The following is a 14034-nucleotide window of genomic DNA, read 5'->3' as shown; positions in this document are numbered from 1 at the left end:
GACGCGCCGTAGTATGGGTATCAACCCTGTAACCAGCGGCAACATAACGGCGTCACATGCGGGCGCGCGGTGCGGATGTCGCATCGTGCGCCCGCTTGCGCATGTCGGGGAAGAAGGATCCATGGCAATCGTAGCGGCGTTTGCGGTTCCGCACCCACCTCTGATCATCCCGGCCGTAGGCAGGGGTCGCGAGAAAGAGATTCAGGACACGATCGACGCATACCGGCAGGTAGGTACGCGCATCGCGGAGGTCGACCCACAGACGATAGTGATATCGTCCCCGCACTCCGTCATGTACCGCGACTACATCCATGTGTCGCCCGGCGCGTCCGCGGAGGGCGACTTTGGGCAGTTTGGCGCAAGAGAGGCCCGCTATGCGGCGCACTACGACACGGAGTTTGTGACGGCGCTCGCCGCGGCGGCGGACGCAGACGCCCTTGCCGCCGGCTGCGAGGGCGAGCGCGATCCCGCGCTTGACCACGCAACCATGATTCCGCTGCACTTTATACAAGAGGCGTACCGCAAGGCCGGGCGCGAGCCCAGCTACAAGGTGGTGCGCATGGGCATATCCGGCCTCTCCCCCGCGGACCACTACCGCATGGGCGCGCTGGTGCAGCGCGTAGCGAGCGTGCTGGGGCGACGCTGCGTGTACGTGGCATCCGGCGACCTTTCGCACAAGCTTGCGCCAGATGGCCCGTACGGCTTTGCGCCAGAGGGTCCCGAGTTCGACCGGCGCGTGTGCGACGACTTCGCAACCGCGGATTTTCTTGACCTTTTGATGATCGACCGCGGGTTTGCGGAGCGCGACGCGGAATGCGGACTGCGCAGCTTCCAGATCATGGCCGGCGCGCTTGACCAGACGGACGTCAAGGCAGAGCTCCTTTCCTACCAGGGGCCTTTCGGCGTTGGCTACGGAGTTGCGGCGTTTACGCCCACGGGAGAAGAGCGTGCGGACCCGGCTCGCGACTTCCTTTCCGCGTACGAGGACGCCCACCGCGATGAGATGCGCCGGCGCAAGGAGGCGGAGGACCCGCTCGTGAGGCTGGCGCGGCTGTCGCTCGAGACCTTCGTGCGCACAGGCGAGCGCCTACACGCGGACGACGTGCCAGACGGACTGCTTGCCCAGCTGCGCAAGGCGGCGGACGGCAGCCCGGCCGGCTGCTTCGTCTCGCTCAAGAAGGACGGCGAGCTGCGCGGCTGCATCGGGACCATCATGCCCACGCGCGACACCCTGTGGGCAGAGATCCTGGGCAACGCCGTTTCTGCCGGCGCGCACGACCCGCGCTTCTCGCCCGTACGCGAGGGCGAACTTGGGGAGCTGGTGTACGACGTGGACGTGCTGACGCCACCGGAGCGTATCGCGGGGCCGCAGGACCTGGACGTGCACCGCTACGGCGTGATCGTGAGCACGGACGACGGGCGGCGCGGACTGCTGCTGCCCGATCTTGACGGCGTTGACAGCGTGGAGCAGCAGGTGCGCATTGCGGCGCGCAAAGGCGGAATCGACCTTGCGCGCGACGACTGGCACCTTGACCGCTTCGAGGTGGTGAGGCACACATGACGGCGGGCGCGGGTTCGAGCAGCGCACGCGCAACGTGCGCCACGTGCGACGCGTGCCCACGGCACTGCAAGCTTGAGGAAGGTGCGCTGGGATACTGCCGTGCGCGACGCTGCCAGGACGGCAGGGTTCTGCCAGACAACTACGGCAGACTCACTTCCATCGCGCTCGACCCCATACAGAAGAAGCCCATCGCAAGGTGGATGCAAGGTTCGACCGTTCTTTCCGTTGGAAGCTACGGCTGCAACCTGCGGTGCCCGTTCTGCCAAAACTGGCAGATATCTCAGTCCGGCGAAGGCGACGTGCCGTGGCGCGAGGTTTCGCCGCAGGAGCTGGTGCGCATGGCGCTGGACGTGCGGCGCGAGCAGGAGGCCGCGGGCGGGTGCATGGCCGGCATCGCATACACGTACAACGAGCCGCTCGTTGGCTGGGAGTACGTGCGCGACTGCGGCGAGCTTGCGCACGAGTCAGGCCTCGCGAACGTGCTCGTCTCGAACGGGTGCGCGACGCCGCAGGTAATTGCAACCCTCGCACCCCTGGTGGATGCCGCCAACATAGACCTCAAGTCCTTCTCGCCCGCGTTCTATAACGCGTGCGGCGCGCCCGCCGGAGCGCTTGACGCCGTGCGCCACACCATAGAGGTGCTGGCCGCGGAGCCCGGCTGCCACCTGGAGGTGACTATGCTCGTCGTGCCCGGCATGAACGACACGGACGCCCACATGCGAAGTCTGTCGCGGTGGCTTGCCTCCGTCAACCGCGGGGTGGTGCTGCACGTGACGCGGTTCTTCCCGCGCTGGCACATGTCCGACGCACGACCAACGGACGTACAGCTTGTCTATCACCTGGCTGACGTTGCGCGAGAAGAGCTTGACTGCGTGCTTGTGGGCAACTGTTGACAGCGCAACGCGACCACCCGCGAAGACGCCGTGTCTAGCGTTTGCCTTTGCGGGTATACATCAAAACATACGCAGTTTTTAGCGGGGGCCGCATGGTGATTTTGCCACGCGGCCCCCGCTTGGCACCCTAAGGAGGCTCAACATGATCTTTCAGGTCGACGACAACAGCGTCAAGTTCCTTGGCGACGACAACGAGGTCAAGGGCGCAGTCCTCTTTCCCGACGCAGAGGACGGCGTCGTGGACATCAACAAGACGTACGTCGCGCCCACGGAGCGCGGCATGGGCACCGCGGGACTCTTGATGGGTCGCGCGGCAGAGCACATCAAGGCAGCCGGCAAGAAGGCCAGGCTCTCGTGCAGCTATGCGCAAGCGTGGTTCAAGAAGCACCCGGAGTACCAGAGCCTGGTGACGGAGTAGCGCGACAGTCGACGCGGCGGCGCAGGCAACTGCAAGCTTTGCGAAAGACAGACGCAAGGGAGCGGGCGGCACGTGGCTTTTGCCAACGGCCGCCCGCTCCCTTTGTGTGTCAGTCGCGTGCTTGTGCGCAACCATGTGCATCCGTGTTGTGCCCATCTTGCACGTGTCTTTACCTGTGTTGCAGACCGACCCATTCCCACAAGCTCACGGGACGTCCGTCGACCATCACGGGCGATCCATCCGCATCACGATTCGCAAAGTCGTGGTACACCTCGATCCAGCAGAAGTGGCCACGGTAGCGCAGCGGCGCGCCCGATGCGTCGTGGTAGCGGCCCGTCAGGTCGTCCACGCGGTCAAACAGGGTAAGGTGGACGTTTGCACCCAGACGCCGAAGGCGCCAGTACGTGGGGATGGAGGTGCGCCGCGGGTCGATGATGTCGTCGTCTGCGGACTGCACCAGCCAGAGCGGCGTGCGCGCGATGGACGCGACCTCGGCTTCCGTCGCAAGGTCGTCGTTCCACGCGGGGCACACGGCAACGCCCGCGGCAAACAGGTCCGGGTAATCTGCCAGCAGGCGGCACGTCATGAACCCGCCGTTCGAGAGCCCGCCCACGTACACGCGCGAAGGGTCGGCGGCCGGCGACGCCGCGACCGCGCGATGCACCATGTCGCCAAGCGCTCGCACATAGCGGCTCTGGTTGTCGTCCTCCATCTGGCCGGAGCCAGAGTCCATCCAGTATGTGGGCGAAGACGGCGCCAGCACGTACGCCGCGCCGCCGAGCTTTGCCTGGATGTCCGGCTGCCCCAGCGCCGTCACCCTGTTTGTCATGACCGTCAGAAACGGCACGCGCGGCTCCCCCGCACCATGCAGCCACAGCAGCAGCGGCACGGACCGTGGCTGCGGCGCGCGGCCGTCCCGCGCGCACTCTGGCGTAAAGAGCGAGAAGCGCATGTGGCACCCATCGAAGTCGCCTTCGCCTGTGAGGTCCCATCCACGCAGGTCAGGGCAGGTGTCACCTGTAGATTCGTCAAACACGAGACCCTCGAGCGGCGCCTCATCCCCCACGCACGCAAGCGCACGGCGCTGTGCCACGTGAAACACGGGCATGAGCTCCCTCGAGCCCATGACACCGCCGCCTATGCGACGGGTCGCCTTCACCTCCGGAAGCTCGAGCACCACGTGGCCACCACTGGGGCGGCGCACGGCCTTCTCGTCACACGCCCACGCGCGGAACACGCCACGGCCGCCCCATCCACACGTACGCTAAAGGCATCTGCAAGGTCTTCGGCATCCACAACGTCACGCGGCAGGTTAAGCACGAGCTTGCTCACGTACGCACCCATGTCCGCTGCGGCCGTGATGGTTCGATACGTTGCCATGGCGCCTCCAAAGCTTTCCGCAAGACGCACGCAAGACGTCTGCAAGGTGGGGTCGCAACCATGTTCGCACGTTCTTCTCGCCCACGGGGCGAGAAGAGAAGGCCCTCGGAGCCAAAGGCAGATGCCAGCTCCGGGGGCCTAACATGTTTTAGCTTTGCTCGGCGCCGCACGCGGCAAGCTTGCGCCTATCTTGCGACTGCCTTGCACCTACCTCGCAGCAGCCTCGCGCCTACCTGCGGTGCGCGCGGTAGTACGCGATGAGCGCCTTCGTGGAGGCGTCCTGGGCGGCAAGCGCCTCGTCGTCGTGGAACGCGGGCGTGATCTGCTTCGCAAGCTGCTTGCCCAGCTCGACGCCCCACTGGTCGTAGGAGTCCAGACCCCAGACCGTGCCCTCGACAAAGGTGATGTGCTCGTACAGCGCGATGAGCTCGCCCAGCGCGTGCGCGTTCAGCGTGTCGCCAAAGATCGAGGTGGTCGGGCGGTTGCCGGTGAAGACGCGCGCCGGGACCATCCACTCCGCGGTGCCCTCCGCACGGACCTCGTCCGCGGTCTTGCCAAAGGCGAGGGCCTTCGTCTGCGCAAGGAAGTTGCCCAGGAAGAGCTCGTGCACGTCCTGGTCGCCGTCCTTCGTGGGGTTGGGGGTGTTGACGAACGCGATGAAATCGGCCGGGATCATGCGCGTGCCCTGGTGAATGAGCTGGTAGAACGCGTGCTGGCCGTTGGTGCCGGCCTCGCCCCAGAAGATCTCGCCCGTATCGGACGTGACGGGCGTGCCGTCCCAGCGCGTGGACTTGCCGTTGGATTCCATGGTCAGCTGCTGCAGATACGCCGGGAAGCGGTGCAGGTACTGGTTGTACGGCAGCACGGCGTGGCTTGCGGCCTTGAAGAAGTTGACGTACCAGACGTTGATGAGGCCCATGAGCGCGACCACGTTCTGCTCGAGCGGAGTCTCGCAGAAGTAGGTGTCGAGGTCGTGGAAGCCGGCCAGGAAGTCCTTGAACATCTGGGGGCCAAACGCGATGATGAGCGACAGGCCAACGGCGGCGTCGACGGAGTAGCGGCCGCCGACCCAGCTCCAGAAGCCAAAGGCGTTCGCCGGATCGATGCCAAACTGCTCCACGAGCTCAAGGTTGGTCGAGACCGCGACGAAGTGCTTCTTGATGGCATCTGCAACCGAGGCGTCGGAGCCGTCGATTGCGCCCTGGGCCTTCAGGCCCTCAAGCAGCCACGTGCGAGCCTCGCGCGCGTTCGTCATCGTCTCGAGCGTCGTGAACGTCTTGGAGACGATGACCACCAGCGTGGTCTCGGGGTCGAGGCCCTTGACCTTCTCGGCCATGTCGTTGGGGTCGATGTTAGAGACGTAGCGCACGGAGATGCCGGCGTCCGCGTACGGCTTGAGGGCCTCGTACACCATGACCGGGCCCAGGTCAGAGCCACCGATGCCGATGGAGACGACAGTCTCGATCTTCTTGCCGGTGACGCCCTTCCACTCGCCGGAGCGCACGCTGTCCGCAAACGCGTACATGCGGTCCAGCACCTCGTGCACGTCCTTCACGCAGTCCTGGCCGTCGACGATGAGCTTGCCGGCGTCGGACGCGGGGCGGCGCAGCGCCGTGTGCAGGACGGCGCGGTCCTCGGTGGTGTTGATGTGCACCCCGCTGAACATGGCGGCACGGCGCTCCTCAAGGCCCACGGCCTTGCCAAGGGCGGCCAGCAGCTTGACGGTCTCGTCCGTCACGAGGTTCTTCGACAGGTCAAAGTGCAGGTCGGACAGGTCAAACGATAGCTTCTGGACACGCTGGGGATCAGCGGCGAACCAATCCTTCAGGCTGATGCCCTTGGACTGGAGACTGTCGAAGTGGTCCTGGAGGGCCTTCCACTCTGGGGTCTGCGTCGCGTCGATGGGTGCGGGTACGTCTGGCATGCTAGCTCCTTAGGTCTGACTGCAGTTATGTGCAAGACCGGGTCGCCCGGGCGGCGACCGCAACATACAGCCCTAATTCTACCCCGTTCGCCAAAAGATGCGTGACAAGGCATAAAGTGCCAACAGACTTGCGCAGGTGAGAAGATCGCGGCCCCTTTGCCGCGACCGCGGGCCCGGCGCCGCTAGATGGGCTCCCCCAGCGGTGGCACGCGCTTCAGGCGCGCCCACATGACCTGCTTCTGGCGCTTGTCTGCAAGCGCCGCCTCGAAGCCGCCCAGGTTCAGCACGCGCATGCCCAGTACCAGCGCCACGATGCCGGGCGCGAGCATCGCCTCCGCAAAGTCCGGAAGCGCCGCAAGCTCGTCCGCGTACGCCTCGCGCGCGGCCGCGGCGGCAGCCTCGTCGCACAGGATGAGCGTCGCCGGGTCGAGCGCGGCCACGGCACGGCGCAGCGTTTGTGCAGGCAGCGGCTCGCCGGTGTCGAGCGAGCACGAAAGCGCCGCCCAGTCCTCGGGTGCGTAGCCCAGCGCCTCGAGCGATTTGCGCAGCGCCGTCCCGTCCTCGCCCGAAAGCACGGGACGACCGTCCTTCTCGCCCGCGTTGAGCTCGCCTTTTGCGAACAGGACGGACGAGAAGGAGTTGCCAGACATGCACACGCCCTCCGACGCGAGTCCCGCAAGCTCCGAGCGGGTCTTCGCCACGTACGCGTCGCGACGCGCTTCCCTGTCTGACGGCATGGCCGCTCCCCTCGTGTTGCACCCGTTGGCTTTATGGATTCGATTCTAGCGCCGCAATCCTGTGCAGATTGGGTATAAGCGCTCCAGAGACAATCTGTGCGCCCGTGGGCGCCACTTCGAAGGAGAGAGTTAATGGCAAACGCAATCACCTCCGCGGACTTCGACTCCGTCCTCGCAAGCTCCGACAAGCCGGTCCTGGTTGACTTCTGGGCATCCTGGTGTGGCCCCTGCCGCGCGCTTGGCCCCGTGGTCGAGCAGGTTGGGGACGAGATGGCAGACCGCCTGACCGTCTACAAGTGCAACGTGGACGAGGAGGGCGACCTGGCCCAGAGGTTCCAGATCGTGTCCATCCCCACGCTCATCCTGTTCAAGGACGGCAAGCCCGTCCACACCATGGTGGGCAACATGCCGAAGGCCGACCTCGTGAAGGAGCTCGAGGCAAACCTGTAAGGCTCGTTTCACATACACTTGTTGCGGACGTCTGCGCGGCGTCCGCTTTTTTGTGTCGGCCGCTCGGCGACCTTGCAGTTTTCTGTACGGCCGCAATCGGCATGGCTGCAACCACGGAGGTCATCCCATGACGCAAGGCAAGCGCAAGGCAAACGCGATCGCGCGGCTGGTGCAGAGCCGGCGTGCAATGCTCATGCTCGTTGCGGTGATCGCCTTTATCTGGCTTCTGTTTGAGGTCAAAAAAGACGACATCATGCGCCTGGACGCCGCCGCATACAGCCTGGTCGTGATGCATATGCGCACGGCGTGGCTCACGCCCATCATGCAGTCGATATCAGACCTCGCCTACCCCGTGGTGCTGGTGGTGATGCTCCTGGTAATAGAGGCTTTCGCCCCCGGACGCCGCCCCGGTCTGTGCGCCGCGGTTAACCTCGTGCTTGCCACGCTGCTCAACCTGCTGCTAAAGACGCTGGTACAGCGCCCTCGCCCTGAGGGTTACCGCCTGGTGGCGGAAAGCGGCTTCAGCTTCCCGTCCGGCCACTCCATGGTGGCGATGGCGTTCTACGGGCTGCTCATCTGGATGGTCTGGCGCTACGAGAAGGACGCCTTCGTGCGCTGGCTCGGCATCATCGGCTTTGGCCTCGTAATCGTGCTCGTGGGGCTTAGCCGCATCTACCTGGGCGTCCACTACGCCTCCGACGTGCTTGCAGGTTTTTGCGCGTCCATCGCGTGGCTTGGCGTGTACACCAAGCTTCTTGCACCCATCTTCCTCACGCCGCGCGATACGTCGCAGGACGTGCCGGGCGAGAAGGACGGCGGCGCCAGCCGCAAGGCATAAAGACGATCGCAAGCTTGCCGGCGGCGCAGGCGCAGGACATGCGCGTCCCGCCGGCCCTTTACGCTTCCTGCCAGTCCTGCGCGCGCAGCGGGATGATCTTCGCACTCTGAATCTTGCCGTCGTCTGCGATGATGCGGCCTATACTAGGCCCGCCCGCGCGCGGGAAGGTGGGGCTGCCGGGGTTCATGATGAGCACGCCTGTCTTGTTGTTGCGCGTCACAAACGGACGGTGGGTGTGCCCACAGATGGCAACCTCGCAGGTAGCAAGGTCAAGGCGCTCCTGATAGTGACACACCTCCCAGCGCAGGCCAGCCGCAAAGAACCTCACGAGGTTCGTGACGAACGAGTCGTAGGTGTAGCCCCAGTCGTTGTTGCCCCTGCACATGTAGGTCATGGCAATGTCGTTCAGGGTGTGGAAGTCTGACTCGGAGCACATGTCTCCGGCATGCACTATCACGTCGGCGCCCCTAAGCTCGGACAAAAGCTCGTCCGATAAGTAGCCGTGTGTGTCGGAGACTATGTCAAAGCGCATAAATTCCTGCTCTTCTCTTCTGTCAAGTGTCTGCGCGTGCCCTGGATGCAGGTTTTGTCCGTACGTGCGCGGGGTCCGTACGCAGGCGGTTCGTGCGTAACCGGGGCGTGCTACAGCCCGAGCGCGCGCTTCAGCGGCACGACGCGACGGCGCGACACGGGAATCTTCTTCTCTTCCACGCCCTTGATGCCCAGCTGCAGAATGCCGCTGGAAATGACCTCGACGTCCTCGACGTGGTCCAGGTTCACGATGTAGCCGCGATGCACACGGAAGAAACCGTGCGGCGTGAGCTTCTGCTCCAGCTTCGCAAGCGAGATGGTAGAGAGGAAGCGGTCGCCGTCCGTGTAGATGCAGGAGTAGTCGTCCTTCGCCTCGATGTAGCGAATCTGGTCCACGGGGACGAGCACCTTGCGGCCGCCCTTCTCCACGGGGATGCGCTCCTGCGTGGGGTGGCTCGCGGCCGCGGGCTTCACGATGGCCTCCACCTTGTCGAGCGCGCGGTTGAGCCTGTCGGTCTCAACGGGCTTCATGAGATAGTCGACGGCGTCCACGTTGAACGCCTCGAGCGCGTATTCACTGTACGCGGTCACAAACACCACCGCCGGCGGGTTCTTCAGCTTGTGCAAGGCTTCGGCAAGCTGCATGCCAGACGTCTTCGGCATCGAAATGTCCAGAAATATCACGTCGATGCGCTGGTCGGTACCCTCCTTGCTTTTGACGAGGGATTCCACGGCCTCGCGGGCGTTCAGCGCCTCGCGAATGGTGTCGACGCGCCCCGTCTCCTCAAGGAGGTACCTTAGTTCAGAACGCGCGGGGGCCTCATCGTCCACGATCAGTGCGTTCAGCAAGTCACATCACCTAACCTTTGGAACACCTGCACGGCCACGCCGCGCATAAGCCAACGTTCCTATTCTATCCGACCGTCAGTGCCTTTGGGAGCCACGCCCGCAAGCCGCAGCGTGACGCACGTGCCCTCGCCCAGCTTGGACATGATCTCCACGCTGGAATCGCCGCCGTAGAACCGCTGCAGCCGCTCCGACACGTTGCGAAGCGCGATGCCCGTGCCACGCGAGCTGTCGCTGGAATCCTGCGACGAGCCGGAAAGCAGCCGCTCCGCCACGTCCTCCGTCATGCCCAGGCCGTCGTCCGCAACGGCAATCAGCACGTCGTTGCCATCCTCTACCACCTGAACGTCAATCGTGAGGGGTCCCTCGTCGCGCATGGCGTGGCGCACGGCGTTCTCCACGATTGGCTGCACGATGAAGCCGGGGACCATGACCTTCTCGCATCCCGGCGCCACGGACTCGCTCTCCAGGATGCGGTCCTCACCAAAGCGCGCCTTCTCTATCGTGAGATAACGGCGCGTCTGCTCAAGCTCCTCCGCAAGCGGTATGAGCGACTGCGAGCTCTGGAGCGTGCGGCGGTAGAACGCCGAGAACTCGCGCAGCAGGTCGCGCGCCTTCGCGGGGTCCGTGCGCGTGAACGCGGCGATGGTGTTGAGTGTGTTGAAGAGGAAGTGCGGGTTGATCTGGGCCTGGAGAGCCTTCACCTCTGCGCGCGCCGTGAGCTCCGCCTGACGGTCGAGCTCGTAGGCGGACAGCTGCGTGGACAGCAGCTCGCCAAAGCCGCGCGCGATGGTGAGCTGCGTGCGGTCCACGTCGCTCCCGTTGCGATAGAAGAACTCGAGGGTGCCCACCGCATGCTCGCGCACCATGAGCGGCACCGCGACGCCCACGGGATACTCCTCGTCGCGCGGGGTGCTCGCGGCGTCGTCGTCTGCGTCCAGCCACTCGTTTTCCTCGCTGTACGAGAAGGTCTGCATCCTCCCGCTGGTTATAACGTCCCTGGTGGTGGGCGAGTTTGGCTCGCCAACGCGATGCTTCGACTCGTCGCCTCCCACGATCGCGAGGAGCGCCTCGTCGTCGCACATGGCGACGGCCGCCGCCGTGGTCTCCGGCAGCAGCAGCTGGCACACGGCCGTGCAGTTCTCTGGCGTCAGGCCACCGTTCATATGGGTGAGCACGGACGACGACACGCGCAGCATGCGCTCCGTCGCCTGCGAGCGCATGTCCTCCGGCACCAGCAGCATTACGCCGCCGGCAAGCACGATGTCCACGGCAAGCCCGGCACCCGCCACAACGGCGGCCACAAGGTTCGCAGTCAGAAGGCCCCACACCAGAAGCGCAATGAGCGCTACCGTCAGGATGGCGAGAAGAACGTTGATCACGGGTCCGCGGTGGGCGTAGCTAGGTCCTGTCACTTTTGCTCACCACCCATGCCAGCCGGCGTCCCCATCTTGACCATCTGCTCTGCCAGGCTCGCGTCGCCCCAGAGCGACGACATCACCTGCGGCCAGTACGTCTGGAAGCTGAAGTAGCTGCTCGCGACGCGCCGCGCCCACTGCTGCGCCACGTGCCTGCCGCGCAGCCAGATCTTGAGATAGTCCAGGCGCTCTGGCCCCACGATGGCGCGGCGCAGCGACGTATGCGCGATCCTGATGCGCACGCCAGGCGATATCCACTCCGAGGGATACGGCCGCAGGGATTCCGGCCGCACCTGGCGCATGCCCTTTATGGAGTTCGCGACCGCGAGCTTCTCTACCTCGTAGTTCCACCGGTACACGTCCTGCATGAAGCGGGCCGCGTGCGAGGGAATCTTAGGCGGCAGGTGGCGGACGCGCCACGCGCTGTCAAACCACACGTCGTAGCCGTGCATGCGCAGGTTGAACAGGTAATCAAGGTCCTCGCCGCGCGTGATGGTGGGGTCGAAGCTCACCTTGCTGAACACGCTGGCGCCCACGCAGAAGCAGCCGCCGCACACGTAGTTGGAGCGGCTGATGCGCGTTCCGCCCAGCGCGCGATGCATCCACTGGTTGAACTCCACGCGCTTGGACCACCAGCGGTCAACCCACCGCGCCCGCGTGATGGACGCGTACGGCGAGTTGTGGGAGTCGAGGTAGCAGCCGCTCTTCGCGGCGATCTTAAGGCCCTGGCGCGTGCTGAGCCCCATGCCGTACACGGCGTCTATCAGGAAGTTCTCGTTCAGGGCAACCTCGTCGTCGTCCAGGAAGACCACCACGTCGTGGTCGAGCACCGCCGCGACGGCCAGACCCATGTTGCGAATGGCACCGTAGCCGCGAAGCGAAACAGGGTCGCCCTCGAGCCGCGGCACGGCCCTGTCGATGGCCGCGCGTATGAGCTTTGCCTCTGCCGAGCCTATGACCAGCGGATTGATCCTGGGGTGCTGGCGGCAGACGCCGTCGACCCTCGCACGAGCGCTCTTCTCGCATGCGGGATCGCATACCAGGAGCACCACGACCCTCAGCACGCCGCGCACCGCGTCGAGCGACGAGAGGCAGGTCTCGAGCTCGGGCAACGGCTTTGTCACGGGCGTCGCGTGGTCATATACGCCGACCTCGCCGATCTTGGCGGGAGCGTCGCTTTCCGCCCAGTAGGATGGTATGACGATGACGGGATTCAAGACCGGCTGGGCCCTTCTGTCCCCCACGCGCCCCAAAGCGCGGACGGCGCGGGAACCTCCGATGGCTAACTGCTATGTTGTCTTATGATACCCGCAGTTGCGCCGTCTGTTGCCTGTTTAATGCGATTTGGCGAGATGAGTTTGACACGGGGGCCGGCATGGGACACGCACGCGCGAAATCCGCCGCGGCTAGCGCCTGCTTCCGTGTCCCAGGTGGTAGGCGCGGGGATGGATGTTGTAGCGCCTGTCCCAGTCCGGACCCATCTTCGCGGCGGGAAGCTCCACGCCAAGCTCGCTGGCGCGCTCGGTCGCGTGGCGGTAGCTTACGTGGCGCACGACCTCGCCCAAAATGATGACGGCAACGGTCGCGCCAAGCAGGGGGAGCTTCTTCAGCTGGTCTGTCGCCATGCCAAACGGCACGAGCGATATCACGATGCACGCGACGAGCTCCGCCACCGGCACCCAGCAGAACAGCGCGTTTGCCACGTGTCCGCCAGGCACCCTAAAGGGACGCGGGCGACTTGGGTCGATCTTGCGCAGGCGCAGGAATGCGGGAAACATGGGCACGTACGAGGCCAGCGTGAACACGATGTCAAGCGACAGCGCCACATAGAAGATGCCGATGCCGAGCGATTCCAGCAGCGGGCCGGCCACCACCAGGGCAGACGTGCACACGCCCGTCATCACGCACGAGCCAAGATGGCGGCCCTTCCCATCCTCCGCGCCAAAGGCACGCGGAAGGTTTCCCTCCTTCGACGCACGGTTGGTCACGGAGCTCACGCCGTGCGACCAGCTGATCATGTTCGCGAAGCACGAGAGCAGGAAGCCCAAAGACACCAGCATGAACGGCCAGCTGCGCGCGCCGATCATCGCGGCAACGGCATCCGCCACGCCCGAGGCAAGGTCGATCCTATCGTGCGGCACGGCGGTGGAGATGCCAAGCGAAACAAAGAGGTAGATGGCCACGATCGTGAGGCCAGACGCGACGATGGCCTTGGGCATGTCGCGCTGCGGGCTTTCCATCGAGTCGACGAAGGTTGCGATCACCTCGCAGCCCATGTAGTTGTAGATGATGACGGAAAGGTACGTGAACGTTGTGGGGTCGCCAAAGTCTGGCAGCATGGACTGCGGCGTGAGCGGCGACACGAACCCGTGACGACTGCCGTACCAGATGCCCATGCCGCCAACGCTCAGGGCGAGAAGGACATTGACGACGGCGCCGAGGTTCATGACCCAGGAGATGTCGCCAACCTCCTGCATGGAGACCCACACCACGAACCAGATAAATGCAAGCTCGATGGCAACGGACACCCACACGGGAAGCTGGTGTCCCAGCATGGCGCCGATGGTGGTGGGAAACAGCACGGCGATGGACGCAAGCCACGTGAAATAGTTCACCCAGTAGTACCATGCCTCGCGCGTTGCCCAGCGTCTGCCCAGGGAGTCACGCACCCACTCGTACACGCCAGCGCCCTCCGCATACGTGGTGCCAAGCTCCGCCACGATCAGGCCGTACGGGATGAGGAAGGTAACAAACAGGAAGAGCCACCAGAACACGGAGGAGTTGCCGATCGCGGCGGCGGGCGCGCACGCCTCGATGGTGAAGACGACGCAGATTATGGAGAGGACCACGTCCTTTAGACGCAGCTTCTTTCTGGCCATGATTCCTCCAAACGCGATGGGGTGGCCGGTGGTTGCCGTGGCGGCCGCGGTGCCGTGGCGGCTCGGAACGCAAAGCGGGGCGCCCCGTCGGGACGCCCCGCCTGGGAGGGAGCTTCGCACAGAGGAACGCGTTCTTCTCGCCCGTACCCCGTGCTCCGT

At 64.9% G+C, this 14034-nt stretch carries 13 protein-coding genes; 5 read left to right on the top strand and 8 right to left on the bottom strand.

Going from position 1 to position 14034, the window contains the following annotated elements:
- Positions 1-121: 121 nt before the first annotated feature.
- The 3 genes from amrA (at position 122) to BLT96_RS09570 (ending at position 2872) form a co-directional block, all read left to right on the top strand.
- On the top strand, positions 122-1561 hold the full coding sequence (gene amrA / locus BLT96_RS09580) for an AmmeMemoRadiSam system protein A (protein ID WP_090863833.1): 1440 nt from the start codon (positions 122-124) through the stop codon (positions 1559-1561).
- Positions 1558-2454: an AmmeMemoRadiSam system radical SAM enzyme gene (gene amrS, locus BLT96_RS09575; RefSeq protein ID WP_090863831.1), complete on the top strand. Its 897-nt coding sequence runs from the start codon at positions 1558-1560 to the stop codon at positions 2452-2454. The genes amrA and amrS overlap by 4 nt, the downstream gene beginning before the upstream one ends.
- 142 nt (positions 2455-2596) lie before the next feature.
- Positions 2597-2872: a GNAT family N-acetyltransferase gene (locus BLT96_RS09570; protein ID WP_090847329.1), complete on the top strand. Its 276-nt coding sequence runs from the start codon at positions 2597-2599 to the stop codon at positions 2870-2872.
- Positions 2873-3041: 169 nt separating this feature from the next.
- Here the strand turns inward: BLT96_RS09570 and BLT96_RS09565 are convergent, their stop codons facing one another.
- From BLT96_RS09565 to BLT96_RS09555, 3 genes are all read right to left on the bottom strand, one after another.
- Positions 3042-4109 (bottom strand): carboxylesterase family protein, encoded by a 1068-nt coding sequence (locus tag BLT96_RS09565; RefSeq protein WP_090863829.1) that lies wholly within the window; start codon positions 4107-4109, stop codon positions 3042-3044.
- A gap of 372 nt (positions 4110-4481) precedes the next feature.
- Positions 4482-6176 carry a glucose-6-phosphate isomerase gene (gene pgi, locus BLT96_RS09560; protein ID WP_090863827.1) on the bottom strand — a complete coding sequence of 565 codons (1695 nt, stop codon included), beginning with the start codon at positions 6174-6176 and terminating at the stop codon, positions 4482-4484.
- Between the two features lie 182 nt (positions 6177-6358).
- Positions 6359-6913 carry a hypothetical protein gene (locus BLT96_RS09555; RefSeq protein WP_090863825.1) on the bottom strand — a complete coding sequence of 185 codons (555 nt, stop codon included), beginning with the start codon at positions 6911-6913 and terminating at the stop codon, positions 6359-6361.
- A gap of 132 nt (positions 6914-7045) precedes the next feature.
- Between BLT96_RS09555 and trxA the strand changes: the two genes are divergently transcribed.
- Both trxA and BLT96_RS09545 read left to right on the top strand, forming a co-directional pair.
- Positions 7046-7363 carry a thioredoxin gene (gene trxA / locus BLT96_RS09550; protein WP_090847325.1) on the top strand — a complete coding sequence of 106 codons (318 nt, stop codon included), beginning with the start codon at positions 7046-7048 and terminating at the stop codon, positions 7361-7363.
- 127 nt (positions 7364-7490) lie between these two features.
- On the top strand, positions 7491-8201 hold the full coding sequence (locus BLT96_RS09545) for a phosphatase PAP2 family protein (protein WP_090863823.1): 711 nt from the start codon (positions 7491-7493) through the stop codon (positions 8199-8201).
- Between the two features lie 58 nt (positions 8202-8259).
- Here the strand turns inward: BLT96_RS09545 and BLT96_RS09540 are convergent, their stop codons facing one another.
- The 5 genes from BLT96_RS09540 to BLT96_RS09520 form a co-directional block, all read right to left on the bottom strand.
- On the bottom strand, positions 8260-8733 hold the full coding sequence (locus BLT96_RS09540) for a metallophosphoesterase family protein (protein ID WP_090863822.1): 474 nt from the start codon (positions 8731-8733) through the stop codon (positions 8260-8262).
- Positions 8734-8843: 110 nt separating this feature from the next.
- On the bottom strand, positions 8844-9581 hold the full coding sequence (locus BLT96_RS09535; protein ID WP_197674348.1) for a LytR/AlgR family response regulator transcription factor: 738 nt from the start codon (positions 9579-9581) through the stop codon (positions 8844-8846).
- A 59-nt stretch (positions 9582-9640) separates the two neighbouring features.
- On the bottom strand, positions 9641-10993 hold the full coding sequence (locus BLT96_RS09530) for a sensor histidine kinase (RefSeq protein WP_090863820.1): 1353 nt from the start codon (positions 10991-10993) through the stop codon (positions 9641-9643).
- The gene (locus tag BLT96_RS09525) at positions 10990-12213 is read right to left on the bottom strand and encodes a glycosyltransferase (RefSeq protein WP_090863818.1); all 1224 of its coding nucleotides are present in this window, start codon (positions 12211-12213) and stop codon (positions 10990-10992) included. Before BLT96_RS09525 ends, BLT96_RS09530 begins: the two co-directional genes overlap by 4 nt.
- Positions 12214-12402: 189 nt before the next feature.
- Positions 12403-13875: an APC family permease gene (locus BLT96_RS09520; RefSeq protein ID WP_090863817.1), complete on the bottom strand. Its 1473-nt coding sequence runs from the start codon at positions 13873-13875 to the stop codon at positions 12403-12405.
- Positions 13876-14034: the final 159 nt, after the last annotated feature.

This window comes from Parafannyhessea umbonata, assembly GCF_900105025.1.
Taxonomy (GTDB): Bacteria; Actinomycetota; Coriobacteriia; order Coriobacteriales; family Atopobiaceae; genus Parafannyhessea; species Parafannyhessea umbonata.
This window is presented reverse-complemented; position numbering and strand designations above follow the sequence as displayed.

What these genes read in the sequence shown, in the direction of transcription:
- amrA (WP_090863833.1), top strand. Translation starts at nt 122, where the DNA reads ATGGCAATCGTAGCGGCGTTTGCGGTTCCGCACCCACCTCTGATCATC.
- amrS (WP_090863831.1), top strand. Translation starts at nt 1,558, where the DNA reads ATGACGGCGGGCGCGGGTTCGAGCAGCGCACGCGCAACGTGCGCCACG.
- BLT96_RS09570 (WP_090847329.1), top strand. Translation starts at nt 2,597, where the DNA reads ATGATCTTTCAGGTCGACGACAACAGCGTCAAGTTCCTTGGCGACGAC.
- pgi (WP_090863827.1), bottom strand. Translation starts at nt 6,176, where the DNA reads ATGCCAGACGTACCCGCACCCATCGACGCGACGCAGACCCCAGAGTGG.
- BLT96_RS09555 (WP_090863825.1), bottom strand. Translation starts at nt 6,913, where the DNA reads ATGCCGTCAGACAGGGAAGCGCGTCGCGACGCGTACGTGGCGAAGACC.
- trxA (WP_090847325.1), top strand. Translation starts at nt 7,046, where the DNA reads ATGGCAAACGCAATCACCTCCGCGGACTTCGACTCCGTCCTCGCAAGC.
- BLT96_RS09545 (WP_090863823.1), top strand. Translation starts at nt 7,491, where the DNA reads ATGACGCAAGGCAAGCGCAAGGCAAACGCGATCGCGCGGCTGGTGCAG.
- BLT96_RS09540 (WP_090863822.1), bottom strand. Translation starts at nt 8,733, where the DNA reads ATGCGCTTTGACATAGTCTCCGACACACACGGCTACTTATCGGACGAG.
- BLT96_RS09520 (WP_090863817.1), bottom strand. Translation starts at nt 13,875, where the DNA reads ATGGCCAGAAAGAAGCTGCGTCTAAAGGACGTGGTCCTCTCCATAATC.